At 56.5% G+C, this 25,015-nt stretch carries 26 protein-coding genes; 14 read left to right on the forward strand and 12 right to left on the reverse strand.

Annotated features, from left to right (window positions below):
- The first annotated feature begins 30 nt into the window (after positions 1-30).
- The 3 genes from hslU (at position 31) to ACR0M2_RS12465 (ending at position 3,752) form a co-directional block, all read left to right on the forward strand.
- Positions 31-1,338, forward strand: coding sequence for an ATP-dependent protease ATPase subunit HslU (hslU, locus tag ACR0M2_RS12455; RefSeq protein WP_170349539.1), 1,308 nt, complete (start codon positions 31-33; stop codon positions 1,336-1,338).
- Positions 1,339-1,632: 294 nt separating this feature from the next.
- Positions 1,633-2,535, forward strand: a complete 903-nt coding sequence (locus tag ACR0M2_RS12460) for an alpha/beta hydrolase (RefSeq protein WP_367647920.1) — start codon at positions 1,633-1,635, stop codon at positions 2,533-2,535.
- Positions 2,532-3,752 (forward strand): MFS transporter, encoded by a 1,221-nt coding sequence (locus tag ACR0M2_RS12465; RefSeq protein WP_480705340.1) that lies wholly within the window; start codon positions 2,532-2,534, stop codon positions 3,750-3,752. Before ACR0M2_RS12460 ends, ACR0M2_RS12465 begins: the two co-directional genes overlap by 4 nt.
- On the opposite strand, the gene ACR0M2_RS12470 is transcribed toward ACR0M2_RS12465, so the two are convergent.
- Genes ACR0M2_RS12470 through ACR0M2_RS12480 form a run of 3 tightly spaced genes read right to left on the reverse strand, consistent with a single transcriptional unit; the run spans position 3,749 to position 6,032 of the window.
- A complete protein-coding gene (locus tag ACR0M2_RS12470) occupies positions 3,749-4,336 on the reverse strand; it encodes a Smr/MutS family protein (protein ID WP_170349542.1) in 588 nt (195 codons plus the stop codon). The two genes, ACR0M2_RS12465 and ACR0M2_RS12470, sit on opposite strands and share 4 nt — an antisense overlap.
- Positions 4,336-5,376, reverse strand: coding sequence for a murein transglycosylase A (gene mltA / locus ACR0M2_RS12475; protein WP_480705342.1), 1,041 nt, complete (start codon positions 5,374-5,376; stop codon positions 4,336-4,338). The genes ACR0M2_RS12470 and mltA overlap by 1 nt, the downstream gene beginning before the upstream one ends.
- Positions 5,373-6,032, reverse strand: a complete 660-nt coding sequence (locus tag ACR0M2_RS12480; protein ID WP_170376548.1) for a Tim44/TimA family putative adaptor protein — start codon at positions 6,030-6,032, stop codon at positions 5,373-5,375. The genes mltA and ACR0M2_RS12480 overlap by 4 nt, the downstream gene beginning before the upstream one ends.
- A 107-nt stretch (positions 6,033-6,139) precedes the next feature.
- On the opposite strand from ACR0M2_RS12480, the gene ACR0M2_RS12485 reads away from it, so the two are divergent.
- Positions 6,140-6,631 carry an FxsA family protein gene (locus tag ACR0M2_RS12485; RefSeq protein WP_170349545.1) on the forward strand — a complete coding sequence of 164 codons (492 nt, stop codon included), beginning with the start codon at positions 6,140-6,142 and terminating at the stop codon, positions 6,629-6,631.
- A gap of 64 nt (positions 6,632-6,695) precedes the next feature.
- Positions 6,696-7,193, forward strand: coding sequence for a protein-export chaperone SecB (gene secB, locus ACR0M2_RS12490; protein WP_170349546.1), 498 nt, complete (start codon positions 6,696-6,698; stop codon positions 7,191-7,193).
- A gap of 27 nt (positions 7,194-7,220) precedes the next feature.
- Here secB and dnaQ read toward each other — a convergent pair whose 3' ends face one another.
- The 4 genes from dnaQ to ACR0M2_RS12510 are packed head-to-tail and all read right to left on the reverse strand — an operon-like array spanning position 7,221 to position 9,955.
- The gene (gene dnaQ / locus ACR0M2_RS12495; RefSeq protein WP_170411140.1) at positions 7,221-7,943 is read right to left on the reverse strand and encodes a DNA polymerase III subunit epsilon; all 723 of its coding nucleotides are present in this window, start codon (positions 7,941-7,943) and stop codon (positions 7,221-7,223) included.
- Entirely contained in the window at positions 7,936-8,529 is a 594-nt protein-coding gene (gene coaE / locus ACR0M2_RS12500) for a dephospho-CoA kinase (protein WP_170411137.1), read from the reverse strand. The genes dnaQ and coaE overlap by 8 nt, the downstream gene beginning before the upstream one ends.
- Positions 8,526-9,359 (reverse strand): shikimate dehydrogenase, encoded by an 834-nt coding sequence (locus ACR0M2_RS12505; protein WP_480705344.1) that lies wholly within the window; start codon positions 9,357-9,359, stop codon positions 8,526-8,528. Before ACR0M2_RS12505 ends, coaE begins: the two co-directional genes overlap by 4 nt.
- Entirely contained in the window at positions 9,356-9,955 is a 600-nt protein-coding gene (locus ACR0M2_RS12510) for a Maf family protein (RefSeq protein ID WP_480705346.1), read from the reverse strand. The genes ACR0M2_RS12505 and ACR0M2_RS12510 overlap by 4 nt, the downstream gene beginning before the upstream one ends.
- Before the next feature lie 405 nt (positions 9,956-10,360).
- Between ACR0M2_RS12510 and ACR0M2_RS12515 the strand changes: the two genes are divergently transcribed.
- The 7 genes from ACR0M2_RS12515 (at position 10,361) to ACR0M2_RS12545 (ending at position 17,723) form a co-directional block, all read left to right on the forward strand.
- A complete protein-coding gene (locus ACR0M2_RS12515; RefSeq protein WP_480705348.1) occupies positions 10,361-10,810 on the forward strand; it encodes a CopD family protein in 450 nt (149 codons plus the stop codon).
- Between the two features lie 122 nt (positions 10,811-10,932).
- Positions 10,933-12,204 (forward strand): transcription termination factor Rho, encoded by a 1,272-nt coding sequence (rho, locus tag ACR0M2_RS12520; protein ID WP_170349552.1) that lies wholly within the window; start codon positions 10,933-10,935, stop codon positions 12,202-12,204.
- A 30-nt stretch (positions 12,205-12,234) separates the two neighbouring features.
- Positions 12,235-13,521, forward strand: a complete 1,287-nt coding sequence (gene mnmE / locus ACR0M2_RS12525) for a tRNA uridine-5-carboxymethylaminomethyl(34) synthesis GTPase MnmE (RefSeq protein ID WP_480705350.1) — start codon at positions 12,235-12,237, stop codon at positions 13,519-13,521.
- A gap of 12 nt (positions 13,522-13,533) precedes the next feature.
- Positions 13,534-15,402 (forward strand): tRNA uridine-5-carboxymethylaminomethyl(34) synthesis enzyme MnmG, encoded by a 1,869-nt coding sequence (gene mnmG, locus ACR0M2_RS12530; RefSeq protein WP_480705352.1) that lies wholly within the window; start codon positions 13,534-13,536, stop codon positions 15,400-15,402.
- Entirely contained in the window at positions 15,399-16,013 is a 615-nt protein-coding gene (rsmG, locus tag ACR0M2_RS12535; protein ID WP_170376533.1) for a 16S rRNA (guanine(527)-N(7))-methyltransferase RsmG, read from the forward strand. Before mnmG ends, rsmG begins: the two co-directional genes overlap by 4 nt.
- Positions 16,006-16,809, forward strand: coding sequence for a ParA family protein (locus ACR0M2_RS12540; protein WP_170349556.1), 804 nt, complete (start codon positions 16,006-16,008; stop codon positions 16,807-16,809). Before rsmG ends, ACR0M2_RS12540 begins: the two co-directional genes overlap by 8 nt.
- A gap of 20 nt (positions 16,810-16,829) precedes the next feature.
- Entirely contained in the window at positions 16,830-17,723 is an 894-nt protein-coding gene (locus ACR0M2_RS12545; RefSeq protein ID WP_480705354.1) for a ParB/RepB/Spo0J family partition protein, read from the forward strand.
- On the opposite strand, the gene ACR0M2_RS12550 is transcribed toward ACR0M2_RS12545, so the two are convergent.
- Genes ACR0M2_RS12550 through rph form a run of 4 tightly spaced genes read right to left on the reverse strand, consistent with a single transcriptional unit; the run spans position 17,713 to position 20,538 of the window.
- Complete coding sequence (locus tag ACR0M2_RS12550; RefSeq protein WP_170349840.1) at positions 17,713-18,066, reverse strand: YbaN family protein; 354 nt, start codon at positions 18,064-18,066, stop codon at positions 17,713-17,715. The two genes, ACR0M2_RS12545 and ACR0M2_RS12550, sit on opposite strands and share 11 nt — an antisense overlap.
- A 3-nt stretch (positions 18,067-18,069) precedes the next feature.
- The gene (gene hemW, locus ACR0M2_RS12555) at positions 18,070-19,224 is read right to left on the reverse strand and encodes a radical SAM family heme chaperone HemW (protein WP_226689016.1); all 1,155 of its coding nucleotides are present in this window, start codon (positions 19,222-19,224) and stop codon (positions 18,070-18,072) included.
- The gene (rdgB, locus tag ACR0M2_RS12560; protein WP_480638478.1) at positions 19,214-19,828 is read right to left on the reverse strand and encodes an RdgB/HAM1 family non-canonical purine NTP pyrophosphatase; all 615 of its coding nucleotides are present in this window, start codon (positions 19,826-19,828) and stop codon (positions 19,214-19,216) included. Before rdgB ends, hemW begins: the two co-directional genes overlap by 11 nt.
- Positions 19,825-20,538, reverse strand: a complete 714-nt coding sequence (gene rph / locus ACR0M2_RS12565; RefSeq protein WP_480705356.1) for a ribonuclease PH — start codon at positions 20,536-20,538, stop codon at positions 19,825-19,827. Before rph ends, rdgB begins: the two co-directional genes overlap by 4 nt.
- 112 nt (positions 20,539-20,650) lie before the next feature.
- On the opposite strand from rph, the gene hrcA reads away from it, so the two are divergent.
- Both hrcA and ACR0M2_RS12575 read left to right on the forward strand, forming a co-directional pair.
- Positions 20,651-21,715 (forward strand): heat-inducible transcriptional repressor HrcA, encoded by a 1,065-nt coding sequence (gene hrcA, locus ACR0M2_RS12570; RefSeq protein ID WP_170361045.1) that lies wholly within the window; start codon positions 20,651-20,653, stop codon positions 21,713-21,715.
- 10 nt (positions 21,716-21,725) lie between these two features.
- Positions 21,726-22,289: a nucleotide exchange factor GrpE gene (locus ACR0M2_RS12575; RefSeq protein WP_170349562.1), complete on the forward strand. Its 564-nt coding sequence runs from the start codon at positions 21,726-21,728 to the stop codon at positions 22,287-22,289.
- Positions 22,290-22,321: 32 nt separating this feature from the next.
- Here ACR0M2_RS12575 and mutS read toward each other — a convergent pair whose 3' ends face one another.
- Entirely contained in the window at positions 22,322-24,937 is a 2,616-nt protein-coding gene (gene mutS, locus ACR0M2_RS12580; RefSeq protein WP_480705588.1) for a DNA mismatch repair protein MutS, read from the reverse strand.
- Between the last annotated feature and the right edge of the window lie 78 nt (positions 24,938-25,015).

Raw genomic sequence — 25,015 nt, forward strand, 5'->3', positions numbered from 1 at the left:
CTAGCCATGCCGACCGAAAGGACCGCCCCTGTGACCGACCTGACCCCGCGCGAGATCGTCTCGGAACTGGACCGCTTTATCATCGGGCAGAAAGACGCCAAGCGCGCCGTGGCCGTGGCGCTGCGCAACCGCTGGCGGCGCAAGCAACTAACCGATGACATCCGGGATGAGGTCTATCCCAAGAACATCCTGATGATCGGGCCCACCGGTGTCGGCAAGACCGAGATCAGCCGCCGTCTGGCAAAACTGGCCCGCGCGCCCTTTATCAAGGTCGAGGCCACCAAGTTTACCGAGGTTGGCTATGTCGGCCGCGACGTGGAACAGATCGTGCGCGATCTGGCGGATGCCGCCATCATCCAGACCCGCGAATACATGCGCGAAGACGTCAAGGCCAAGGCTCATCAGGCCGCCGAAGACCGCGTGATCGAAGCCATTGCCGGTACCGATGCCCGCGAAGGCACGCGCGAGATGTTCCGCAAGAAACTGAAAGCCGGCGAACTGGACGATACGGTGATCGAGCTGGAACTGTCCGACACCTCGAACCCAATGCCGATGTTTGACATTCCCGGCCAGCCCGGCGGCCAGATGGGGATGATGAATCTGGGTGATATCTTCGGCAAAGCGTTTGGCGGGCGGACCGTCAAGAAACGCCTGACCGTCGCCGAAAGCTATGATGCGCTGATCGGGGAAGAGGCCGACAAGTTGCTGGATGATGAAACCGTCAACAGGGTGGCGCTGGAATCGGTGGAACAGAACGGCATCGTGTTCCTGGATGAGATCGACAAGGTCTGCGCCCGTTCCGACGCCCGCGGTGGCGATGTCAGCCGCGAAGGGGTGCAGCGCGACCTGCTGCCCTTGATCGAGGGCACCACCGTGTCAACCAAGCATGGTGCGGTGAAAACCGACCATATCCTGTTCATCGCCTCGGGTGCGTTCCACATTGCCAAGCCGTCGGACTTGCTGCCCGAATTGCAGGGCCGACTGCCGATCCGCGTAGAATTGCGCGCCCTCACCGAAGAGGATTTCGTTCGCATCCTGACCGAGACCGACAACGCCCTGACCCGCCAATACACCGCATTGATGGGCACTGAAGAGGTCACTGTCAGTTTTACCGAGGACGGCATCGCCGCCCTGGCCAAGATCGCAGCAGATGTGAACCAAAGCGTCGAAAATATCGGCGCGCGGCGGCTGTACACAGTGATGGAGCGGGTGTTCGAGGAGCTTTCGTTCACCGCACCTGACAAGGCCGGGTCCGAGATCACCGTCAACGCCGATTTTGTCAGCGAAAACTTGGGCGAATTGACCAAGTCGACGGATCTGAGCCGTTACGTTCTGTAACGTCTTCAGCCGGAAATTGCCGCTGATCCTGCCCCATGTCGCTGGACGTGGGGCAAGAATTCGATAGCTTAGCGCAAAAGGCCGTTAGGACCCTGTTTGATGCGCTACCTGATTTTTCTATTTATGTCTTTGTCTCTGAGCGCCTGTGTTGACAGGACGGTCTCTGAAATTGTGCCGTCGGCTGCGTCCATAGGAACGACGAAAACCGTATTTGCCAGCACGACCAGGGCCCGCGAGGCAGACGGATCATTTGGTTTCAGGCGCAGTGAAAAACTGCAGTTTCTGGAAACCACCGTGTCCATACCGCCAACACACACGCCGGGAACCCTGAAGTTCTCTTATGCAAATCCTAACCCGCAAAAAGAGTTCGTTCTGGCTGGTGTGACCGAATTGAACGGGCCTCAGGGACTGCGGCAACATCTACGTGGGCAGGACGAAGTGACGATCTTTGTGCATGGCTATAACTCGACCCAAACCGAAACCATCTTTCGCGCGGCGCAGCTGTCGCATGACATTGGTCTGCCCGGATCGATCCTGGTGTATTCCTGGCCCAGCCGTGCGACGGGATATGGATACGCTTACGATCTGGACAGCATGCTTTTTGCCCGCGACGGTTTGGAACAGACCATTCGTGAATTGAAATCGATGGGCGTAAACCGGGTTCTGCTTGTGGCGCATTCCATGGGCAGTGCCCTGACGATGGAGATGATGCGACAAACCGAATTGCAGGAACCGGGTTGGGCCAAAAGAAATATCGAAGGTGTGGTTCTGATCTCTCCTGATCTGGACGTGGATTTGTTCCGTTCGCAGATGGACAGGATCGACAATCCACCCGACCCGTTCATTGTCATGGTCTCGCAAAAGGACAAAATCCTGAACATTTCAGCCCGTCTGCGAGGCACGGACGAGGGCGAACGGCTGGGCAATATCAGTTCGATCAAAACGCTTGAGGACTTTCCTATCAACGTGATCGACACGACCGCATTCAACAGCGATGCCGAATCTTCGCATTTCGTTGCTGCTACATCTCCGGCTTTGCTGGCGATCCTCAACTCGATCCGGCGGGTCAACAATACATTTGGCCCTGACGAGCGTCCGGCTATCGACATTCTGGTCCCCCCCAGCGAACGCAACCCCACAGGCGCGACCGGGATCGTGTTGACGGAAACGGGACAGGCGCAGGTGTCCAACCCGTGACACGGGTTAAATTGCGTCATTTTCTTTTTCAAAATGCCTCTTGGTTGAGCGCCGGGGTTCTGCTGACGTTTTTGTCCAGCTTTGGGCAGACCTTTTTCATCTCGGTCTTTGCCGGTGAAATCCGTGCAGCTTATGGGCTGAGTCACGGGGCCTGGGGAGGGCTTTATTCCCTAGGTACCACCGTTGCGGCTGTGGTGATGATCTGGGCCGGCGGGTTGACCGATATCTTTCGTGTTCGGGTTCTGGGGCCGGTGGTGCTGGCTGGTTTGACGCTTGCGGCGCTGTCGATGGCGTTGAACAATAGACTGTTCCTTCTGCCTATCGTGATCTTTCTGTTGCGCCTTTTCGGGCAGGGGATGAGCACCCATCTGGCGCAAGTGGCCATGGCGCGCTGGTTCACCGCGACACGTGGCAAGGCGCTGTCGATCGCCTCACTGGGATACGCGGTCGGAGAGGCGCTGTTGCCGGTGATTTTTGTCGCCGCGATGGTGTTTCTCGACTGGCGATTGTTGTGGGTGGTGGCCGCAGGTGTGACGGCATTGGGTATCCCGGTTCTGATGCGTCTGCTGCGTCTGGAGCGCACGCCGCAAAGCCTGTCAGGGGATCACATTGCCACCGGCATGCAGGATCATCACTGGACCCGGAGCGAGGCGCTGCGCAATTCGCTGTTTTGGTTCATGGTTCCCGCGATCCTTGCGCCATCTGCCTTCATCACCGCGTTTTTCTTTCATCAGGTCCATCTGGCGCAGGTCAGGGACTGGCCGCATATTCAACTGGTGGCGCTGTTCCCTGTATTCACCGGCGTTTCGATCCTGTCGATGTTTGCCGCTGGTTGGGCGCTGGATAAATGGGGCACCGCGCGAATCATGCCGTATTATCAACTGCCGATCGGTGTGGGCTTTGCTATTCTCTCGGTCACCAACACCATAACCGGCGCCCTGATCGGCCTGGTCTTTCTGGCTCTGACGGTCGGTGCGAACAACACATTGCCTAGCGCCTTTTGGGCTGAGTTTTACGGCACTCGCCATATTGGCGCGATCAAGGCGCTGGCGACCGCGGTCATGGTGCTGGGTTCGGCCATTGGGCCAGCTCTAACTGGGGTGCTGATCGACTGCAACGTCACGCTTGGTACTCAGTTTATGTGGATCGCTGCATTCTTTGTTGTAGTCAGCGGTTTGGTCTGGACCGGCATTCACCGCGCGAAAACCGCGTTTTAACGACCCCGGCGCAGATACACGTAATAGGCCCCGTCGCCGCCGTGGCTGATATGGGCGGGTGTTACCTGTAACACAGCCTGCGCCAGCGGTGGGATGGACAGCCAGTGTGGCACCTGATTACGCAGTACGCCGCGTGGGGTCGGGATGGGGCCGGGTTCGTCACGGTCCTTACCCTTGCCCGTAATCACCAGCACCAGCCGCTTGCCCTGTGCCTGCGCCGTCAACACAAACCGCACTAGCGCCGGATGCGCCGTGTCGATCCGCATACCGTGCAGATCAATCCGACCTTCGGGTTTCAGCTTGCCGCGCTTCATCCGTCCAAAAGCCTTGGTGTCCATCTGCACCGGGCTGGCGCGCAGGCTGTCAGTGACCGAGGGCTTCAACGCATGACGCGCCACTTTGGCGGGCGCGGTCTGGCCGATCTCGAACCCGTCCAGGCGCATCTTTGGTGTTTTGGTTGGCTTCGGTTTGGGCAGGGTGGTGGGATGAACCGATTGCGGCAGCTCAGGATGCAAACGTTCAGCCTGTTTGGTGACCTTGCGCCACAGCTCGATCTCTTCTTCGGTCAGTTTGCGCCGGGTCATCAGAACTCATCCGGGATCAGGGCATAGGCGCGTTGGATCGGCAACAGGATCACCATGCGGCCCGGATCTTTCAGACGCCCGGCTGCCTGCCCAGCGGCATCACCGGTGCCAAAGAAGATATCCGCCCGCTGAGCACCCTTGATGGCAGCACCCGTATCCTGCGCGATCATCAATCGGCGCATCGGGTCCTTGCCGTCTTTTTCCACCCAGACCGGAGACCCCAGCGGCGTATATTCAGGATCCGCGGCAATGCTGCGCATGGTGGTGACAGATCGGTTCATCGCTCCCAGCGGGCCAAGTTCGGGCGCAACGCGGGTGACTTCACGAAAGAAAACGTAAGAAGGGTTGTGAAGTAACAGTTCAGACCCGGCCTCGGGGTTTTTGCGCACCCAGGCGCGGATCATCTGCGCGCTCACCTCATGCGCGCCTAACGCACCGCGGCGGATCAATTCGGCCCCGATCGACCGATACGGATGCCCGTTCGCGCCGCCATAGCCCACGCGTAAGCCACCACCATCTGGCAGACGAATACGGCCCGAACCCTGGATCTGCAGAAAGAACAGCTCGACCGGGTCATCAACCCAGGCGATCTCAAGCCCCCGGCCAGTCATAGCATCCCCGGTAAGGATGTCCCGGCGGCTCAGCCAAGGCCCTTCGGCGCGTGCTTCGGGTGGCATTTTGTAGATTGGGTATTTGAACCGGTCGGTCCGGCTGCGCGATCCATCCAGTTCGGGCTCAAAATAGCCGGTGAACAGCGCATCTTTACCGTCTTCAACCAAAACCGGACGGAAGAACAGCTCGAAAAACGCCCGCGCTGCATCCCCTTCATAGGTTCGGGCCACAGCACAAAGGGCACGCCAATCCGGATCATTCAGATCGCCGCACGTATTCAGAAAAACCGAAAGGGCCGCCCCGTGATCGTCAGCGGCCCAGCCCTCAAGGTCATCAAACGACAGGATCGAGCGCGTCGCCTCAGCTCCGGCGGCGCTAGCGGTGGTCATCGCACCCACCAGTAAAAGCGACCGGAGTGCGGCAATCATGCGTCCGTGGCGACAAGCAGCCAGTTCGGATCGTCCGCGCCCATGACACGGGCAAAGGTCCAGCTGTCCTTTTGGCGTTTGACGGTGTTCGGGTTGCCTTCGATGATATCGCCGCCGCGATCACGCACAACCGAGGTCAGCTCACCCACGAATTTCATGGTGATCTCGGCCTGATTGGTATCTTTGTCGAATTTCACGTCGGCCAATGTGGTTTCACGCACGCCGATAAACTCGGCCTCGATGGTCAGGCCTTGATCTTCACGGGCGGCCACAACGGACACAAACGTGTCGAACACCTCTTCGGACAGGAAGGGTTGGATTTCGTCCAGATTACCCTTTTCGAAACCCATGACGATCATCTCATAGGCACCGCGCGCGCCCTGCACGAATTCGGTGACGGAAAAGCTGGGCTCGATCCGCTTCATCGCGGCAAGCGTCTGTGCCTGTTCGCTGTCTTCGGCAACATGGTCTGTGATGTCGAAATCAGGACCACCTTCAATCACCTCAAACCCGCGGCGGGCACTGTGCCCGTCGGGTTGTTCCTGAACAGGAGGTTTCTCAAAACCTTCACGCGTACCCAGCACGCTTTTCAGGCGCAGGATCAGGAAAACGGCTATTCCGGCCAGGACCAGCAACTGGATCATCGGTTCGTTCATTTCATCCTCTTTTCAGACCGCGACTTTGTATACGCGGCCTCATGCCACTATGTAGGTGACAGTTCGTGGCAAGTCCACTGCCCGACCACTGGTAAAGGATAACGCATATGTACCTGTTCTTGGCATTTTTATTGGTTCCGATCATCGAGATTGCCCTGTTCATTCAGGTGGGTGGTCTGATCGGCCTGTGGCCAACCCTTGCAATAGTGGTGCTGACCGCTGTTCTGGGCACTGCGTTGGTCAGGACACAAGGTCGCATGGCGCTGGCGAACCTGCAGCGATCCTTTGCCGAGTTGGACGATCCGACAGAACCCCTGGCCCATGGGGCGATGATCCTGTTGTCCGGCGTTCTGTTGCTGACGCCTGGGTTTTTCACCGATGCGGTCGGCTTTGCGCTGCTTGTTCCGGGCATTCGCGTGGCCGTGTTCCGATACCTGAAATCGAAGGTGACGATCACCCAGTTCCAGATGGGCAATGGGGCACAGTTCCGGTCTGGTCCTGCACCATTCGAGCAAGATGACGTGATTGACGGCGAATTCACCGAGGTTCGGCCCCGTCAGGACCCTTCGAAACCATCGAAATGGGTTGAAGGACCGTGACCTGCATTGAGGTGCCGCGCCCAACTTGCTAAGCAGTGTCGAATTTCATTTTTGGAGTAGATCCATGGCCGAAGAAAACGCTGCAGAAAACACGGCAGCCCAAGCCGCCCCCCAGGTACAAATGCGAGTGCTGGGGCAATTCATCCGCGATTTGTCCTTTGAAAACGTGATGGCACAAAAAGGTGTGTCCGGTGACGTTCAGCCCGAAATTGCCGTTCAGGTGAATCTGGATGCAAAAAAGCGCGCGACGGAGCATCAGTATGAAGTTGCAGTCAAACTGAACCTCAAGTCGAAAGCCAAAGGACTGGAAGACGTTCTGTTCCTGTGCGAAATCGACTATTGCGGCCTGTTCCACATCGAAGGCGTGGCCGAGGACCAGTTGCATCCGTTCCTGATGATCGAATGCCCGCGCATGTTGTTCCCGTTCCTGCGCCGCATCGTCAGCGATATCACCCGTGACGGTGGCTATCCGCCGGTCAATCTGGACAATATCGACTTTGTCGCGCTGTACCGCAACGAACTATTGCGTCGTCAAGCCGAAGCGCAGAAGGCGAACGCCTAATCGATTTGACCCGCGCCGGGTTTCACCTCAGGCGCGGGTCCACAAGGCGTTTTCGCCCAATTTCTCTACAAATGCTTTATGCGCCGCGCGTTCTTCGTCGGTGATCTTTGACGCCAATGGTGTCGGACGCGCCGCTGGGCGCCAATCGTCCTGACCGCCCGCGGCCGAGGAAGCAGTCGCGGACAAGCCGAAGTCCGGCTGCCGCCCCCCGATCAGTTCCAGATAGACCTCGGCCAGAATTTCCGAGTCGAGCAACGCCCCGTGCAGTACCCGGTTCGTGTTGTCGATATTGAACCGACGGCACAGCGCATCCAGTGACGCAGGTGAGCCCGGAAACCGTTTTCGCGCAATCGCCAGCGTATCTAGCGCCTGATCCATCGGAATCTGCGGCAATCCCATCCATTTGAGCTCCGCGTTCAGGAATTTCATATCGAAGGATGCGTTGTGGATCACCAGCTTCGAATCCTGGATGAAATTGAGAAAGCCCTGACCCACCTCGGCAAAGACCGGCTTGTCCTTCAGCGTGACCTCACCCTTTTCCGGCGGGCGCGGGTTTTCCAGCAGGTCGGGGCCGATCCCATGCACGCCAAACGCCTCTTCGGGCATCGAGCGCTTAGGGTTGATATAGACGTGATAGGTCTCGCCCGTGGCCACGTGGTTCCATAGCTCGACCGCGCCGATCTCAACAATCCGGTCGCCGCTTTCGGGATCAAACCCCGTGGTTTCGGTATCGAGTACAATCTCACGCATCTGCTATCCCCGCCCGTATTTGCCTGACCACATCCTGCACCTGCGCGCGGGCATGGTCCAGAGTATCGGTCACGATCACATAATCTGACCGCGCGCATTTTTCGTCATTCGGCATTTGCTTGGCGCGGATCTGTTCAAACTGTGCATCAGTCATCGTACCGCGCGCCATCACGCGACGCTTTTGTTCGTCCGCCGGGATCGAGACACAGGCCACCGCATCCATCACCGCATCACCACCGGTTTCAAACAACAGGGGGATGTCGAACACCAGAATATCCGCGGTCGCGTATTCCCTAAAAGTAGCGCGATCTGCGGCAACAAGCGGATGTACGATGGCCTCAATCTGTTTCAGCGCGGCTGGGTGCTGCGCGATGACTTGTTTCAGGGCGTCACGATTGACAGACCCATCGATGATGGCATCTGGAAAAGCAGCGCGCATCGGCCCGACGGCCGCTCCTTCCCTTGAATAGAGTCTATGTACGGCTGCATCCGCATCCCACAGCGCACAGCCTTCTTCGACGAACATCTGCGCCGTGGTGCTTTTGCCCATCCCGATCGAACCGGTTAAACCAAGCGCGAAACTCATCCCAAAACCGCCGCGCGCAGGTCATCGGTCACCTCGGGGCGGGTGCCGAACCAGCGTTCAAAACCGGGCACTGCCTGATGCAGCAACATGCCCAGACCATCGACCGTGGTACAGCCTGCTTCCTCTGCCGATTTCAGAAGATGCGTTTGCAAAGGTGCATAGACCAAATCATTCACAACCGCACCTGCTTGCAACCCATCCAAGGGCACCCGTAGTTCCGGTTGTCCCAGCATTCCCAGTGAGGTCGTGTTGACCACCAGCTCGGCCTCTTCGATGACATTGCCGGCCTGTACCCATTCCAAAACAGTGATGCGGTCGCCAAATTCATCCTTCAACTGATCCGCACGGGCGCGCGTACGGTTGGTCAGCATGATCTGGGGCACGCCCGCGTCCAACAAGCCCTGCAACACCGCCCGTGCCGCGCCGCCTGCACCAAATACTACCGCCGGGCCATCCGACGGAACCCAATCCGGCGCACCGCTGCGCAGGTTCTGCAAAAACCCATAGCCATCGGTGTTGTCCGCGTGGATCGTACCGTCACCCTGAAACACCAATGTATTTGCCGCCCCGATGACTGATGCGCGTTCCGATACGTGATCCGCAATACGCAACGCTGCTTCTTTGTGGGGCACCGTCACATTCGCCCCGACAAACCCCGCCTTCGGCAGGGTGTGCAGAACCGTCTCAAGATCCTCGGGCGTCACGTCCATGGGAATGTAATGCCCGGCCAGCCCATACTTCTTTAACCAATGGCCATGCAGCTGCGGTGATTTCGAATGCGCAATCGGGTGTCCGATTACTCCGGCCAGCGGAATTCGGTTATGTGTCATTGGTCGATCACCCCTTTGACGGCCAGATAATTGAGCAGTTCCAACAGGGGCATACCCAAGACATTAAAATAGTCGCCGTCAATGGTAGCGAACAGGCGAACGCCTTCTTCTTCCAGCTTATAAGCACCCACCGCGTGCCGGATACTGTCCCAGTTTCGGTCGATATAATCGCGTAAGTACGCGTCCGAACTCATCCGCATGCGCAAACGCACCTGCCCGACATGGCGCCAGATCGGCTCGCCATCCTGATAGATCACCGCCGCCGACAACAGCATGTGCCGCTTGCCCCGCATCGCCTTGAGCTGCGCCAGCGCGTCCTGGGGCGTTTCCGGTTTCGACAACAGCTTCCCGTCGAAATCCAACACCTGATCGCACCCCAGAACCATCGCACCGGGGTTTTTGTCGCTGACCTTGCGCGCCTTCATCTCGGCCAGTGCATCGGCGATGTCCCGAGGCGGGGCATCCTCGGCCAACAACGCGCCCTTCATGGTATCCTCGTCCACGCGCGCGACCTGAACGGAAAACGGCACACCTGCGTTTTCCAGCAGCTGCGCGCGTATGGATGAGCCTGAGGCCAGGATGATGGGGACAGACATGTGGACAACCCCGTGTGCAAATCGTTGAGCGTTCTTGGATGGTTTGTATGGTTTTCCGATTGACACGCAACCCCGGGATTTTCGCGCAGATCTTCCCTGAGTCGCTCGAACCCTGTCCATCCGGGACAAGGATAAGTTGGAATGACGGGATAAGCGGGAACTCCACATATACTCAGAAACTTATCCCCAGGGCACCTTTCGAATAAATAAATTAACACACTGATTTAATTACAATATTTTAACTACTAACAGAATCAGTGCTTTGACGCGTAAAAAATGTTCACCTGGGGAAAACACATGTGTAAAAAAGTAATCCACGGATTTTGTTCACCCTACAAAACCATCTTCCTTTTTCTTTTCTTATTTTTTTATTAGGGAGAGTTCCGAGCAACACCCGGAGCCAGGATGACCGATCTTCTTTTCACGATTTACCCGTGGGTGAAGTCTTTACATATCATGGCCGTGATCTCGTGGATGGCCGGTTTGTTCTATTTGCCCAGACTGTTCGTCTATCACGTAGAAAAGGCGCAGGCTGTCGATGGTGCTGAAACCATTTTCTTTGAAATGGAAGAAAAGCTGCTGCGTGTGATTATGCGCCCTGCCATGATCGTAGCGTGGGTGTGTGGCCTGATTATGGTGTTCACGCCAGGCATTGTCGGTTGGGACTTTACCTGGCCATGGGTTAAAGGTGCTGCCGTGATCGGCATGACCTGGTTCCATCACTGGCTGATGGCGCGGCGCAAAGACTTCTTAGAGGGCCGAAATACACTCACTGGGCGCCAGTACCGCATGATGAATGAGGTTCCCACCATTTTGATGGTTGCCATCGTTCTGGCGGTCATTCTGAAATTCTGAGGGCCTGTTTGACTCCGAAGTCAGCCGCGCTTATGTAGGGATCAACACGCCCGTCCGGGCGGCGTATCTTCCGTACTGAAATTCCACTTCGTGCCGCGATGCCTGCGGCGAAGGTATATATCATGACAACTGACACCCTGAATCTGGCTGACCTTAAGGCCAAAAGCCCCAAAGACCTTCTGGCGATGGCCGAAGAGCTGGAAATCGAAAACGCCTCGACCATGCGCAAGGGCGAGATGATGTTCCAGATTCTGCGTGAACGCGCTGATGAAGGCTGGACCGTTGGCGGTGATGGCGTGCTTGAAGTGCTGCAGGACGGCTTTGGTTTTCTACGTTCACCCGAAGCGAACTATCTGCCGGGCCCAGATGACATCTACGTTTCACCGGATATGATCCGTCAGCATTCGCTGCGCACCGGGGATACGGTCGAAGGTGATATCAAAGCACCGGATGAGAACGAGCGGTACTTCGCGCTGATCAAAGTCACCAAGATCAATTTTGAAGAGCCTGAAAAAGCCAAACACAAGATCCTGTTCGACAACTTGACGCCTTTGTATCCCGATGAACGTCTGAAGATGGAGATCGAAGATCCCACCATCAAAGATAAGTCGGCCCGGGTGATTGATCTGGTCTCACCTATCGGTAAAGGACAGCGGTCTTTGATCGTGGCGCCGCCGCGGACTGGTAAGACGGTGATCTTGCAAAACATCGCGCATTCGATCGAACAGAACCACCCGGAGTGCTATTTGATCGTTCTGCTGATCGACGAACGCCCCGAAGAGGTGACCGATATGCAGCGCTCGGTAAAGGGTGAGGTTGTGTCCTCGACCTTTGATGAACCTGCAACACGCCACGTCGCCGTATCCGAGATGGTGATCGAAAAAGCCAAGCGTTTGGTCGAGCATAAACGAGATGTTGTTATTCTTCTCGATTCGATCACAAGGCTTGGTAGAGCGTTTAACACTGTGGTCCCCTCATCCGGTAAAGTTCTGACCGGTGGTGTGGATGCAAACGCTCTGCAACGGCCCAAGCGCTTCTTTGGTGCTGCGCGGAATATCGAAGAGGGCGGATCGCTGACCATCATCGCCACCGCGCTGATCGATACCGGCAGCCGGATGGACGAAGTGATCTTTGAAGAATTCAAAGGCACGGGTAACTCGGAAATCGTTCTGGATCGTAAGATCGCAGACAAGCGCGTGTTCCCGGCGATCGACATCCTCAAATCCGGCACCCGGAAAGAGGACCTGCTGGTCGACAAAGGTGATCTGGCCAAGACCTTTGTTCTGCGCCGTATCTTGAACCCGATGGGCACCACTGATGCGATCGAGTTCCTGCTGTCTAAGTTGAAGCAGACCAAGACCAACGGTGAGTTCTTCGACTCGATGAATACCTGATACAGGTCTTAACCGACGCGAGGCCTTCGAATGGATACGATATTCGCCTTGGCCAGCGCCCAGGGTAAAGCAGGGGTGGCGGTCATCCGCCTCTCGGGCCCTTTGGCGCATTCAGCCGCAACCGAGCTGACCGGCAGCCCGCTACCGCCCCGCGGTATGCGGGTTCGGTCTTTGTGTGCAGCTGATGGGTCGCGCTTGGATGATGGGTTAGTTCTGACCTTCCAGGCCCCGGCCAGCTTTACCGGTGAAGATGTCGCAGAGTTGCAGATACACGGCAGCACGGCTTCGGTTAATGCGGTAATGCGCAATTTGTCCGATACGGTTGGGTTGCGGCTTGCGGAACCCGGGGAATTCACGCGCCGTGCATTGGAAAACGGCAAGATGGACCTGACGCAGGTCGAAGGTCTGGCCGATCTGATCGATGCCGAAACCGAGGCGCAGCGTAAACAGGCCCAGACCATTTTGGCCGGAGAGCTGGGTGGCTTGGCCGAACGCTGGCGCCGTGACCTGATCCGGGCGGCATCTCTGCTGGAAGCCGTTATAGATTTCGCCGATGAAGAGGTTCCAACCGATGTGACACCTGAGGTCTGCACATTAGTGACCGGCGTCATGCAAGACCTGCAACGCGAAGCGGACGGTGTAAAAATTGCCGAACGTATCCGGACCGGGTTCGAAGTTGCTATTGTTGGCCTTCCAAATGCAGGAAAGTCGACCTTGCTGAATGCGTTGGCGGGTCGAGAGGCCGCGATCACGTCGGAATATGCCGGCACAACTCGTGACGTTATTGAAGTTCGCATGGATCTCGGTGGTTTGCCTGTGACTTTGCTGGACACCGCAGGGTTGCGCGAAACCGAAGATCACGTTGAAAACCTTGGGATTAAGCTGGCCCGTAAACGTGCGGACGCGGCTGATTTGCGGGTATTTCTGACCGAAGACCCGTCAGACCTTGGTGTTCCCATGGTCGAAGGTGACATTCAGCTTTTTCCGAAATCTGACCTGCGCGGGGATGATAAGGGCGGGATTTCCGGGAAAACCGGTCATGGAATTGATCAGCTAATTTCCCATATATCGTGTGTATTGGGTGAGAGATCCACAAGCCATGGTATTGCAACCCGTGAACGCCACCGAGTCGCACTGAATGAATCCAAGGCAGCTTTGGTCGCGGCGATGACAGTTCTGGAATCAGGCCCAGACCTGTATGATATCGCGGCAGAAGAGTTGCGGACGGCTATCCGCGCCCTTGAAACATTGGTCGGCAGAATAGGGGTCGAAGACCTTTTGGATGAAATATTCTCCAGTTTCTGCCTGGGTAAGTAAGGAGTGTTTCACGTGAAACATTCAAAGTTCGATGTTGTTGTGATTGGCGCCGGACATGCCGGAACCGAGGCCGCCCATACCGCTGCACGCATGGGGGTTGAGACGGCATTGGTGACGCTGTCTGAGTCCGATATTGGAGTGATGTCCTGCAATCCTGCCATTGGGGGTTTGGGGAAAGGCCACCTGGTTCGCGAAATCGACGCGATGGATGGTGTCATGGGCCGCGTTGCGGACCAGGCCGGTATTCAATTTAGATTGCTGAATCGCCGCAAAGGGCCTGCTGTGCAGGGCCCAAGGACTCAGGCAGACCGGGCACTGTATCGTGATGCCATGCAGAAAGTGACACAGGCGCAAGAGCATTTATCCGTGGTGGTCGGGGAGGTCACAGATTTTCTGACAGATGGACCTCGTATCGTCGGAATACAATTGGCAGATGGGTCCGAGATTCATGCCTCGGCCGTGATACTCACATCTGGGACCTTTCTGCGCGGTGTTATTCATATCGGAGACGTTTCCCGACCTGGCGGGCGAATGGGGGACCGACCTTCTGTCAAACTGGCAGAGCGATTGGACAGCTTAAACCTTCCAATGGGGCGATTGAAAACAGGTACACCACCCCGGTTGGACGGTCGAACCATTGATTGGTCAGATCTAGAGCGGCAGGATGGAGACGAAGATCCGACGCTATTCTCGTTTTTGTCTGAGTCAGCTGTCGCACCCCAAATCTCGTGCGGAATTACGCATACGAATGCGCGTACACATGAGATAATTGAAAAAAACCTGTCACGGTCGGCAATGTATGGCGGTCATATTGATGGGGTCGGGCCCAGATATTGCCCTTCGATTGAGGATAAGATTGTTCGGTTTGCCGAAAAAGAATCCCATCAGATTTTCCTTGAGCCTGAAGGGATCCATGATCACACGATCTATCCAAACGGGATCTCAACTTCGCTTCCGCAGGACGTCCAGCATGATTATGTGCGGTCGATCAAAGGCCTGGAAAAGGCGGAGATCCTGCAACCGGGCTATGCAATTGAATATGACTATATCGATCCCCGTGTTCTGACGTCGTCCTTGTCCTTGCCTGATGCCCCGGGGCTATATCTTGCCGGGCAAATTAACGGGACAACAGGATATGAAGAAGCAGCCGCACAAGGGCTTGTCGCTGGTCTGAATGCAGCACTCGCTGTCCTGGGTCGGGAACCCGTTCATTTCACGCGTGCTGACAGCTATATAGGCGTTATGATCGATGACTTGACTACGCGAGGGGTTGCAGAACCTTATCGGATGTTCACCTCTCGGGCAGAGTTCAGGTTGTCTCTTCGGGCTGATAACGCTGATCAGCGATTAACACCTCTTGGAATTGACCTTGGATGTGTTGGTGATACGCGGGCTGAAAGATTTGATGAAAAGATAGAGAAACTTACAGCTGCCAAGTCAATACTGACAGACCGGACTTATACACCAAAGGAGGTCCGTGCAGCTGGAATCAATGTCAATCAGGACGGAAATCGCCGAGATGGCATGGCTTTGCTGGCTTTTCCTGATGTTACGTTCAATGATCTGATTCCGCTTGAGGCGGGTTTGCAAGATATTGAGGAAGATATCCGAAGCCAGGTCGAACGGGATGCGCTTTATGCGAACTATATTGCGCGCCAGAAAAAAGACGTTGAAGCCATGAAACGCGATGAATCCTATGAAATACCGCGCGATTTCGATTATTCGGTGTTGGAAGGCCTATCCTCCGAGATGAAACAAAAACTGTCTGAGGCAAAGCCGATTAATATTGCTCAGGCCGGGCGGGTAGAGGGCGTGACGCCCGCCGCTTTGACCTTACTGCTGGCCAAGTTGAGGCGAGAGCAAAAGGTCCGAAAGGCATGAGCTATGAGGTGTTTAAAGGTTTAGATGTTTCACGTGAAACATTTAGCCGTCTTGAAACCTACGTAGAACTGGTTCGGCGCTGGAATCCCAAGATAAATCTGGTGTCGCGCAACAGCCTGAATGACATCTGGTCACGGCATATTCTGGATTCAGTGCAGGTATACCGGTGTTCGGATGTGTTCCATAATTGGGTAGACTTGGGCAGCGGCGGTGGGTTCCCTGGCATGGTTTGCGCGATCATGGCTATAGAAGAAGCGCCAGCGGCGCGATTTACACTTGTAGAAAGCGATCAGCGTAAATCTGCCTTTCTGCGTAGCGTTGCACGGGAATGCGGGGCGAACTGTTCTATTGTGTCAAAAAGGATAGAATCCGTGGATCCGTTGAACGCCGATATTTTGTCTGCCCGCGCCCTTGCGGATCTGCCCACGTTATTGTCCTTTTGTGACAGGCATTTAAAAGAGTCCGGTACGGCGCTGTTGCCGAAAGGCGCAAGCTGGAAAAAAGAGCTGAATGACGCGCGCAAGGAATGGAATTTCGACTGCGAGCCGATTACAAGTTTAACTGAGCCCCAAGCTGTTATTCTAAGGATCAAAGGAGTATCGCGTGGTTGATCTGTCTCGTCCCTCAGGGCCCCGGATAATTGCGGTCGCCAATCAAAAGGGTGGGGTGGGAAAAACAACAACTGCGATCAACCTTGCGGCCGGTTTGGCAGAAGCAGGAAGCAGGGTTCTTGTGGTGGATCTGGATCCACAGGGGAACGCGTCAACCGGTTTGGGTGTTGAGGACAGGGATTGGACCACATACGATTTGATCCTGGACGATGCACCGCTTGAAGCTGTGGTACAAGAGACAGAAATTGGCGGGTTGCTGGTAATACCGGCAACCGTTGATCTAAGCTCGGCGGATATCGAACTGATTTCCAATGAAAAACGCAGCTATTTGTTGCATGACGCCCTGCGTCAGACCTCGATCGACCAGTTTGAGCTTGATTTTGTGCTGATCGACTGCCCGCCATCTCTGAACTTGCTGACTGTGAATGCGATGGTAGCTGCCCATTCCGTTCTGGTTCCCCTGCAAAGTGAATTCTTTGCACTGGAGGGGCTTTCGCAGTTGATGTTGACGATCAGAGAGGTTCGGCAAACTGCGAATCCGGACCTGAGAATCGAAGGTGTTGTGTTGACCATGTATGACAACCGCAACAACTTGTCCCGCCAGGTTGAAAAGGATGCACGTGACAATCTGGGTGAGATGGTATTTAAAACCAAGATACCCAGAAATGTGCGGGTCAGTGAGGCGCCGTCATACGCCTTGCCGGTGTTGCAGTATGACTCGGGATCGTTGGGTGCGATGGCATATCGACATTTGGCGCGTGAAGTCATTCACAAGAACAAAAATGCCGCTGCCTGAGCGGCAGTGAGGAGGGCGCAGTGGCCGTCAAAAAATCAAAACCCAGAGGTTTGGGCCGGGGACTATCTGCCCTGATGGCAGATGTAACGCAGGAAGCCGAAGGTCTGGTGACTACAGAACCGCGTCGTCCGGACATGAAAGTTCCGATTGAAAAGCTGCAGGCCAACCCTAACCAGCCGCGCCGTACATTCTCAGCGGATCAATTGGATGAACTGGCAGCCTCGGTCAAAGAAAAGGGCATTATTCAACCGCTGATTGTGCGGGAAATCAGCAATGGCGGATATGAAATCGTAGCCGGGGAACGGCGTTGGCGCGCTGCTCAGATGGCGCAGTTGCATGATATTCCGGTTATTGTGCGTGAGTTTGACGACACAGAAGTGTTGGAAGTCGCCATTATCGAAAACATACAGCGGGCTGACCTGAATGCGGTCGAAGAAGCTGCTGGCTATAAGCAGTTGATGGACCGTTTCGGGCATACTCAAGAGAAGTTGGCCGAAGCCTTGGGTAAAAGCCGCAGTCATATTGCGAACCTATTGCGCTTGCTGTCGTTGCCCTTGGACGTTCAGACGCTGGTCATCGAAGGTAAGCTGTCTGCTGGGCACGCACGAGCGTTGATAACGGCCGAAAACCCAACAGAACTGGCGAAAATCGTAGTACGGGATGGGCTTTCGGTTCGCGCAACCGAAGCGCTGGTAAAAAAACAACAGGCAGATCCGGCGAAAGCTGCCCCGCGTTCCCGAAACCTGGATGCGGGTAAAGACGCTGATACGCGAGCCTTGGAAAAAGATCTGTCGGCAATTCTGGCGATGAAAGTTGCGATCAATCACAAGGCTGGATCAGAAACCGGGCAAGTGGTGCTGACCTATGAAAACCTGGATCAGTTGGACGATCTGTGCGCCAAGCTTAGCCGTTAGGCCGGGTCCAGATAAACAGCATCACCGCGCCCAAAACCACGGCCTGAATGATCAGGACATGAGACGGCAGGGACAACAGAACCGATAGCCCGAACACGGCGGCGACCGAAATGGTGGCCGCCTTTTTTGCCCCGGGTCGGATAGCGCCGGACGTTTGCCAGTCAACGATCAACGGGCCGAAAGTGCGATGTGTAATCAACCAGTTGTGCAGGCGAGAAGACGACCGTGCAAAGAAAAACGCGGCCAGCAGCAAAAAAGGAACAGTAGGCAATAAGGGCAGAACGATGCCGACCACCGCGAAGCCAACGCAAATCAAACCCAGGGTGGCCCAAACATATTGCATCATTTACCCCAAAAGTTCCCGGATCACCGCATTTAAAACGGCGCGCCCATCTTTGGTGGCAATCAATCGGCCATTTGTCTGTTTGATCATCCCAAATTCTGTTAGATCGGCCAATTTGTCCTGCGGCAACGGGTGATCTGCCAGGGCATTATACCTGTCAATATCTAGACCCTCTACAACTCTTAACCCCATCATAAGGTATTCTTTGGCCTGCTCTTGCGCTGATAGGGGCGAGCGTTCTTTTTCTCCACTGCCTTTTCCGACAGCAGTTAGCCAAGCGTTTGGGGACAGGTAGGTTTCTGTAGCCAGTTTTTGACCATTCAAGGTGACGCGCCCGTGGGCACCAGGCCCGATGCCGACATAGTCGCCATAGCGCCAATAGATCAGGTTGTGCTGTGATTCAGCGCTGGGGCGTGCGTGGTTGGAAATCTCGTAGGTCAGCAGGCCATGTGCCTCGCAGATGTCCTGTGTTTCCAAATACATGTCGGCAGCGCTGTCATCTTCGGGTAGGCCACGCAGTTTACCAACGGCATAGCGATCCCCAAAGGCGGTTCCGTTCTCGATGGTCAGTTGGTACAGCGACAGGTGGTCGACAGCCATCGAAAGGGCTTCGGTCAGCTCGGCTCGCCAGTCTTCGGGGGTTTGGTGTTGGCGGGCGTAGATCAGGTCAAAACTGACCCTATCAAAGCAATTTCTGGCAATATCAAAGGCAGAACGTGCCTCAGCCACAGTGTGAATGCGACCCAATCGACGCAAATCTTCGTCATTAAGCGCCTGAACCCCCATCGAGATGCGGTTCACCCCGGCGTCCCGATATGCGGCAAAACGGCCAGCCTCGACCGAGCCCGGATTGGCCTCAAGCGTGATTTCCATGTCATTGGCCGGATGCCAGAGGGCGCGGGCCTGATCGATCACAGCGGCGACAGTATCTGGGTCCATTAACGACGGCGTGCCGCCGCCGAAAAAGATCGTGTTTAAAACCCGGCCTGGTGTTTCGGCAGCCGTGCGGCGCAGCTCATCCAAATATGCATTAAGCCATTGTTTTTGGTCGATATTACGTGAAACATGGCTATTGAAGTCGCAATAGGGGCACTTGGCCTCGCAAAAAGGCCAATGCACGTACAGGCCGAAGCCCCCGTTGCGCCAATCATCCGCCAAAGCAGCCCTTCACGAACATTTCCACAGCGCGGCCGCGATGGCTGATCTTGTTCTTTTCCCAGCGATCCATCTCGGCAAAGGTAATGTCGTACCCGTCCGGGACAAACATTGGATCATAGCCGAACCCGTCCTTGCCACGGATGGGCCAGACCAGTTGACCAGGGGCGATGCCTTCGAATACCTCGTCATGCCCATCGGGCCAGGCCAGTACCAGAGTGCATCGGAACTGCGCCGTGCGGGGATGGGCGGCACCTTTAGCCTCTAGCTCATCGTGGGCGCGGGTCATGGCCATCAGGAAATCTCGACCATCACCGGTTTCGGCCCAATCAGCGGTGTAAACTCCCGGAGCGCCATCCAGCGCATCAATGGTAATCCCGGAATCGTCCGACAGGGCAGGCAGGCCAGTGGCTTGGGCGGCAGCATGGGCCTTGATCCGGGCATTGCCGACGAACGTGTCCTCAGTTTCTTCCGGTTCGGGCAGGTCCATCTCAGCCGCGCCAACAACGGTCACGCCGAAGGGTTCAAGGAGATGTTTCATCTCCTCAAGCTTTCCCTTGTTATGCGTGGCCACCAGCAGCCTGTTGCTGTCGAACTTGCGGGTCATGCGGTTGCGGCTTTCTGGGCTGCGGCCAGCTCGCCCACACCTTTTTCGGCCAGATCCATCAGCTGATCCATCTGCGCGCGACTAAAGACCGAACCCTCGGCGCTCATCTGCACTTCGATCAATTTGCCCGAACCGGTCATGATGAAATTGCCGTCTACGCCTGCTTCGCTGTCCTCTGGGTAGTCCAGATCCAGAACGGGTTGGCCGGCATAAATACCGCAAGATACCGCTGCAACAGGGTCTATCAACGGATCCGAGATTACGTCCCCGGCCTTCATCAGCTTGTTCACCGCCAGCCGCAGTGCAACCCAACCACCAGTGATCGAAGCACAACGAGTGCCCCCATCGGCTTGGATCACATCACAGTCCACAGTGATCTGGCGTTCGCCCAGGGCAACCCGGTCAACACCAGCCCGCAGGGCACGACCGATCAGGCGCTGGATTTCAACGGTGCGCCCACCTTGCTTGCCCGACGCCGCCTCGCGCCGCATCCGGGTGTTAGTGGCGCGGGGCAGCATACCGTATTCAGCCGTAACCCAGCCCAGACCCGAGCCTTTGATGAAGGGGGGTACGCGATCCTCGATCGTGGCGGTGCACAGTACATGGGTGTCACCCATTTTGATCAGGCAGGAACCTTCGGCATGTTTGGTGAACTCCGTTTCGATTGAAACGGCGCGCATTTCGCTTAAATCTCGTCCTGAGGGTCGCATGGAAAATCCTTTGTTTGCTGGGTTGGGGATAACGCCCTCATGGCTTACGATGCAACCCCGATTGACCTTTCATATGCCTGCGATTTAATGACGGCCCAGCAGGGGACCGCTGATGAGCGAAGCGAGCAAAATTCTGAACGAGATGAACGACCGGTCACGTGAGGTGTTCCGGCTGATCGTCGAAAGCTATTTGGACAGCGGTGAGCCTGTTGGCAGCCGCACCCTGACCCGCACATTGTCGGAAAAAGTCAGCGCCGCCACCGTGCGCAACGTCATGCAGGATCTGGAGTTTCTGGGCTTGCTCGACAGCCCCCATGTCAGTGCGGGGCGCATTCCGACGCAGCAAGGCTTGCGTATGTTTGTCGATGGTTTGCTTGAGGTTGGCGATCTGGGCGCCGCTGATCGGCAGAAGCTGGACGAAACACTAGGGTCTAACGCAGGCGATGTGGGCGGGATGCTGGATCGCGTGGGTTCGGCCTTGTCACACGTGACACATGGTGCCTCCTTAGTTTTGACCCCCAAGCAAGAATCCGAGATCAAGCATATCGAATTTGTTTCGTTAGCTCATGACCGTGCATTGGTGGTGCTGGTTTTTGCTGACGGGCACGTTGAAAACCGCCTGTTTACACCGCCACCGGGGCAGACACCCAGTTCGATGCGTGAAGCGGCGAATTTCCTGAACGCGTTGATCGAAGGCCGCACGCTTGGCGAAGTGCGCCGTCAGATGCAGGCGCAGATTGACGCGCGTAAACAAGAGATCGACGTGCTGGCGCGGGAAATGGTCGAAAGCGGCATGGCGGCTTGGGACGGGGATGGGGGCGACTCGGCCCGTCTGATTGTGCGCGGGCGGGCGAATCTGCTGGGTGAACCGGGTGAAGTTGAGGAGCTGGACCGAATCCGCTCCCTGTTTGATGATCTGGAACGCAAACGAGACATCGCGGAATTCCTTGAATTGACCGAAGAAGGCGAGGGTGTGCGCATTTTTATCGGCTCTGAGAACAAACTTTTCTCACTTTCGGGTTCCTCTTTGGTGGTGTCTCCATATATGAACGCTGATCGAAAGATAATTGGTGCGGTCGGGGTCATCGGGCCCACGCGTTTGAATTATGGACGGATCGTACCGATCGTGGATTATACGGCGCAACTGGTCGGCAAGCTGATATCCGACCGGAGCTAGAGGGTAAGAGATGGCAGAGCCCAAAGACGAAGACTTCCTGGACAATATCGCAATGGCAGAGGCTGAAGAGCTGGCCGAAGAAATCGCCGAGTTCAGCGACGAAGCGCTAGAGCTGGATGAGTTGCGCGCTGAGCGCGACGATTACAAAGATAAGTTTATGCGTGCGCTGGCAGATGCCGAAAACGCCCGTAAGCGTGGCGACAAAGCGCGGCGCGATGCTGAGCAATACGGCGGTTCGAAACTGGCGCGTGATATGCTGCCGGTCTACGACAACATGAAGCGCGCACTCGAAGCCGCGACCGATGAGCAAAAAGAAGTGGCCGCCGGTCTGCTGGAAGGGATCGAGCTGACCATGCGGGCGCTGAAGGATGTATTCCAAAAACACGGGATCGAGGTGATCACGCCCGAGGTTGGCGATCGATTTGATCCAAACGTGCATGAGGCGATGTTCGAAGCGCCGGTTCCTGGAACCCGCGCCGGTGACATCATTCAGGTATCGGCCGAAGGCTTCATGCTGCATGATCGTCTACTGCGACCGGCGCAAGTGGGTGTGTCGTCGACACCTGCAAGCTAAGCGGCTTTAAAACCAAAATTTTTTTGAGGCGGTCAGGATCTGGCCGCCTCTTTCAGTTTATAAATCAGGTCCAGTGCCTCGCGCGGGGTCAGCTCATCAGGCAGCACGTCGTCCAGCATATCCGTGACCGGCGATGCCTTGGGTGCAGGTGGCGGGGGCGGCGGAGCGGCGGAAAATAGCGGCAGATCGTCGATCAGCGCCTTTTGCTTGCCGCCTTCGCGTTCGGTTTTTTCCAACTGGTCCAGTACGACGCGGGCTCGATCCACCACCGATGCGGGCAGACCGGCAAGCTGCGCGACTTGCACCCCATAGGAGCGGTCGGCGGCCCCCTTGTGGACTTCGTGCAGGAAAATGACCTCACCTTCCCACTCCTTGACTGCCACGGTTGCGTTGTCGACGCCCTCTAACTTGCCGGCCAGGGCAGTGAGTTCGTGGTAGTGGGTGGCGAATAGCGCGCGGCATTGGTTGGCGGCGTGCAGATGTTCCAGCGTGGCCCAGGCGATGGACAGGCCGTCATAGGTGGCCGTGCCACGGCCAATTTCATCGAGAATCACCAGCGCGCGGTCGTCGGCCTGATTCAGGATGGCGGCCGTCTCGACCATTTCCACCATAAAGGTCGAACGGCCCCGGGCCAGATCGTCGGATGCGCCGACGCGGCTGAACAATTGGCTGACCACACCGATATGCGCCTGTTCAGCGGGAACATAACTGCCCATCTGGGCCAGCAGGGCAATCAAGGCGTTCTGACGCAGGAAGGTCGATTTACCTGCCATGTTGGGACCGGTCAGCAGCCAGATCGCCGCGCCCTGATCCGCGCTGAGATCGCAATCATTGGCAATGAAGGCATCGCCGCTTTGTTGGCGCAGCGCGTGTTCCACAACCGGATGACGTCCACCCTGCACGTGGAAGGCGCGCGATGTGTCGACCTGGGGACGGCACCAATTTTCTCCGCGCGCCAGATCGGCCAATGCGGTGGTCAAATCCAGCTCGGCGAGCCCCCGGGCGGCTTGGTTGAGACGCGCGGCGCGGTCCAGAATCTCGTCAGAAAGCCTTTGATAGAGCCTCTTTTCTATTTCCAATGCCAAATTACCGGCGTTCAGGATGCGGGTTTCGATCTCGGACAGTTCGACGGTTGTAAACCGCACCTGATTGGCAGTGGTCTGGCGGTGGACATAGGTCTCAGAAAATGGCGGGTTCAGCATCTTCTCGGCATGGGTGGCCGTGGTTTCGATGAAATAACCCAGCACGTTGTTATGCTTGATCTTCAGCGAAGCAATGCCGGTGTGTTCTGCGTATTTCTGTTGAAATCCCGCAATGACGGATCGGCCTTCGTCGCGCAGTTTGCGGGCTTCATCCAGTTCCGTGTCAAAACCCGGAGCGATGAAACCGCCGTCACGGGCCAGCAGGGGTGGTTCTGCCACAAGGGCCTCATCCAACAAGGTCAAAAGATCGTCAAACCCGATCAAGTTCTGCACTGCGGTGGCCAGCAGAACCGGCAAATTCTGTGTGTCACAGATACCTGCAATAGCAGCTGCCTGCGTCATTCCGTTGCGGATGGCGGCCAGATCACGAGGGCCACCCCGTTCCAGCGACAGGCGCGACAGGGCGCGGTCCAGATCAGGGGTTTTGCGCAGGGCATCGCGCAGGTCTGAGGCGGTCAGACTGTCCTCAGCTGCAAAACTCACAGCATCCAGCCGGGCATGGATCACGTCCAGATTGCGCGAGGGGCTGGACAGGCGCTGTTCCAGCAACCTTGCCCCGCCCGGAGTGACGGTGCGATCGACCACCGACAATAGGGATCCGGCGCGACCACCCGACAAGGAACGGGTCAGTTCAAGATTGCGGCGTGTGGCGGCGTCGATCTGGACAACGCGATCCTCTGATTCCTTCAAGGGGGTCTGCAGCAGGGGCAGTTTGCCCTTTTGCGTGATCTCAAGATAGTCGATCAAGGCACCCATTGCCGAAACCTCGGCCCGACCGAAATTTCCAAACGCATCCAAAGCGCCCACGTGGAACAATCCGCAAATACGTTTTTCGGCGGCCGTGCTGTCAAAACTGGCGCGGCCGATGGGGGTTAGCGAAATTCCCAAATCACGGACTGGTTCCTGCAAAGCCTGTTCCGATCCGTCGGCAACGATCAGTTCGGACGGGGCAAGCCGTGCCAGTTCGGGGCTCAGCCGCACGGTTGTCAAAGGCATCACGTGAAACGCCCCGGTAGAGATATCAGCCCAGGCCAAGGCGGCCTCATCCCGCACTTCGGCATAGGCGGCCAGAAAGTTGTGGCGGCGGGCTTCCAAAAGGGCATCTTCGGTCAATGTGCCGGGTGTCACCAGACGCACGACATCGCGCTTTACTACTGATTTAGAGCCTCTTTTCTTCGCCTCGGCCGGGCTTTCCATCTGCTCGCAGACTGCCACGCGAAAGCCCTTGCGGATCAGGGTCAGCAAATAACCTTCGGCGGAATGAACAGGTACACCGCACATCGGGATGTCGGTGCCGTTATGCTTGCCGCGTTTGGTCAGGGCGATATCCAACGCCTCGGCTGCGTTGACGGCATCTTCGAAGAACATCTCGTAGAAATCGCCCATACGGTAGAACAGCAGGGCATCGGCGTGGGCCTCTTTGATTTCGAGATATTGCGCCATCATCGGCGTGACTGTGGACAAGGCTGACCCCTTTTGGCGTGTTCCGGGCGCGACCTTACAAATCCCGCATCTTCTGTAAAA

The sequence above is a fragment of the Ruegeria sp. BE10 genome (genome assembly GCF_056538905.1).